Source organism: Mangrovicoccus sp. HB161399 (assembly GCF_013184745.1).
Taxonomy (GTDB): Bacteria; Pseudomonadota; Alphaproteobacteria; order Rhodobacterales; family Rhodobacteraceae; genus Mangrovicoccus.
This window is the reverse complement of record NZ_JAATVU010000174.1, coordinates 1-3,260: the sequence shown is the minus strand read 5'-3', so window position 1 is coordinate 3,260 and position 3,260 is coordinate 1. Positions and strand designations below refer to the sequence as shown.

Sequence of the window (3,260 nt, the reverse complement as noted above, 5' to 3'; positions counted from 1 at the left end):
GTCGAAGCACCTCGGCCGGGCCCTCCGGCGGACCTGGAGCGGGCATCGCCGGCGCAGCAGGGTGGAGACATGAGCCGGATCGGGAAAAGCTCCGGGGGACCTTTTCCACGGCGATTGGATGACCTGCGCGAAGCTGCCCGGCCAGCGGCTGATGTCCGTTCGGCATCGGCCCCGGACCGATGGCGCCACGATGCCTCGCCTTCGGCCGCCAGGTGGCCGGGGTCCAGGTCCGCGGGGGGGTACTCAACCGCTGCACGGCCCTCGGCATGCCGGTCACCGCGGCCCTGGGACAAGTGTGTCCGGAGAAAGGGGAACTGCGGTCATCAGCTGATTTGCGCAACAGCCCCGTTTCCGGACGGCGGCCTGCCGTCCCGCCGCATGCTGCAGGATTGTATGTCATCCGCCGGATGACGTGCCGCCGGGGGCGGCGTTTCCCGGAAGGACGCAGAGGCGGTCTACTGCCGCCGGGGATGGGTTCGCGGGACTGTCCGCCAGGCATGCCCGATGGCGGGGCAAGTCGCGGATGCAAGGCCGTCCGGGGACAAGCGGCAGCAGGCCAGCTGTCGCGGACGTCCGCCGCCGCCGCAGTTGCCGGGAGCGGCGGCCTGCCGCCGCGTGGTCGGCTGGGGACCCGCTTGCCATCTGCGGGATGGCTGTCCTGCCGCTTCCGTTGCTTGCCGGGCGAACCCGGCGGTTGCGGAACAGGTCGGATCCGCCGTCGGAACGTGACGGTCGGCTGCACTGCGAAGATGGGAGAAGAGTTTTCCATGCTTCATGTTCCATGCCGCGTGCCAGGACAGGCGGCGGATGCAGGGACCGGCGCCGACCGCCCGATCTCATCCATTCTGCAGCATCGCATTCAAGGCGGCCCGCGTCCTGCCGGCGTTGCTTGGCCGTCCATGCTCCGGACAGGCGGCGCGCCGCCGGCCCTGCCGCCTGCGCTATTTGCCGGGGTCGCGTCCGCGCCCGGCATCGGGGCGGGGCGGCATGTGGCGGACCTTTCCGGGCTGGCCGAGCAGGGCCGCCACCTGGTCCGCGTCGAGGGTTTCCTGCCGCTCCAGTTCCCGGACGAGCAGCCGGATCCCGTCTTCGTGCGCCGCGATGATGGCCTCGGCGGCCTCTTCGGCCTCCTTCAGCATGCGGATCACGGCTGCGTCGGCCCGCGCTGCGGTTTCGTCCGAATGCTCCCGCGGCTGCGCGATGCTCTGGCCGAGGAAGGGACTGTCCTCCGAGCTGCGCAGGTCGACCGGGCCCAGCTCCTCGGCCATGCCCCAGCGCGTCACCATGGAACGCGCGATGGCGGTGGCACGGCGGATGTCGTCCTCGGCCCCCGAACTGGCCGACCCGGCCAGCTTGCGCTCGGCGGCGCGTCCGGCCAGCAGGATGGCGAGCTGCGCGCGCAGGTACTCCTCGGGCATGGTGTGGTGCTCCTCGCCCTCCAGCATGTGGGTGCCGCCGAGCGCCTGGCCGCGGGGAATGATCGTCACCTTGTAGAGCGGATCGGCCCCGGGCGAGTAGAAGGCCGCCGCTGCATGCCCGGCCTCGTGCGCGGCCAGCCGGTGGCGTTCCTCCGTGCCGATGGCGAGGTTGCGTTCGGTGCCCATCATGACCTTGTCGCGGGCCTCCTGCAGATCCGCCGAGGATATCGTCTGCGCCCGGCGCCGCGCCGCGTTGATCGCGGCCTCGTTCAGCAGGTTCTTCAGATCCGCCCCGGAAAATCCGGGCGTGCCGGCGGCGATCGCCTCGATCCCGGCGGCATCCTCGAGCGGCAGGTCTCCGGCATGCAGCCGCAGGATGGCGAGGCGCCCGGCGCGGTCGGGCAGGTTCAGCGTCACGTGCCGGTCGAACCGGCCCGGCCGCAGCAGCGCCGGATCCAGCACGTCCGGGCGGTTGGTCGCGGCAAGCACCACCACCGCCTCCTTGCCTTCGAAACCGTCCAGCTCCGCCAGGATCTGGTTCAGCGTCTGCTCGCGCTCGTCATGGCCGCCACCCAGTCCGGTGCCGCGGGTCCGGCCGATGCTGTCGAGCTCGTCGATGAAGATGACGGCGGGCGCCGCCTTGCGGGCGGCCGCGAACATCTTGCGCACCCGTCCGGCGCCGACGCCGACGAAGACCTCGATGAATTCCGAGCCCGAGGTCGAGAAGAACGGTACCCCGGCCTCGCCGGCCAGGGCCTTGGCCATCAGCGTCTTGCCGGTGCCGGGCGGCCCCATCAGCAGCACGCCGTGCGGCACCTCGGCGCCGACGGCCCGGAACCGCTCGGGCTCGCGCAGGAACTCGACCAGCTCGGCCACCTCGCGCTTGGCCTGCTCCTGGCCTGCCACGTCGCCGAAGGTCGTGCCCGGCGAGGTCTGCGCGGGCGCCGAGAACCGGCCCTTCCACAGCCCGCCGGGGCCGCCTGCGCCCAGGCCGCCGCCGAACTGGCCCATCATCCGGCGCTGCATCCAGAAATAGAAGCCGAGAATGAGCATCCAGGGCAGCAGGAAGACCAGCGCGGAGCCGCCGCTGGGTTCCTGCGCGGTTATCTCGATGCCGTGCTGCTCCAGCAGCGGCAGGAGTTCGGGATCGCCCTGGGCCGGGGCGACGGCGCGGAAACGGGTTTCGCTGCCGGACTCTCCCGGCGCGGTCAGCGTGACCGCCTGGTCGGCCAGAACGGCCGACGAAACCTCGCCGCTGCGGATCATCTGCTTGGCGGCGCTGTAGGACACGGTCTCGACCGGGGCGGAGGACTGCCCGGCGGCGAAGGCCAGCGCAAGGGTGAAGGCCACGGCCAGCAGGATGGCGCCCATGCGCACCCAAGGATCCGGCTCGGCCGGGGGCCTGTCGCGGGGCATCTGCGGGTCGTTCGGCATGCGGGTTGCTCCTACCTCCTCCGAGATTGGCAGGATCGGCGCCGCGCCGCGTTGATCCCTGTCAAGTTTCCGCCGTGGCAGACTCCGCCGCATGGCTAGCAAGCCGCTGAAATAGTCGTACCTCGGCGCCGGCTGCAGAACATGATTCACCCGCTGCGGATCAACGGCGGAGACAGGCATGCGCGGCGCAGACGGGACGGGCGGGTCGCTGTCCAGCCATGCCGATCCGGAGGCGCGCATCCGGGCGCAGCATCCGCTGCGGAAGATCCGGCAGGTCGCCAAGCGAGCCATGGCGCCGCCACCGGTCCGAGGCCCATGGCGAACGCACCCGCCAGCCTCGATGCCGGGTTCGAGGTGCTCCATGCCGATTTCGGGCGCCCCTCGATCGCCCCCGGGCGGCCGATCCGG

General features: G+C 71.6%; 1 protein-coding gene and 1 pseudogene. One reads left to right on the top strand and one right to left on the bottom strand.

Annotated features, from left to right (window positions below; translation table 11 throughout):
• Positions 1–290: pseudogene (locus tag HCC78_RS34305) on the top strand (hypothetical protein); the annotation flags it as partial.
• 651 nt (positions 291–941) lie between these two features.
• Here the strand turns inward: HCC78_RS34305 and ftsH are convergent.
• Positions 942–2,852 carry an ATP-dependent zinc metalloprotease FtsH gene (gene ftsH / locus HCC78_RS31840; RefSeq protein WP_253949471.1) on the bottom strand — a complete coding sequence of 637 codons (1,911 nt, stop codon included), beginning with the start codon at positions 2,850–2,852 and terminating at the stop codon, positions 942–944.
• Positions 2,853–3,260: the final 408 nt, after the last annotated feature.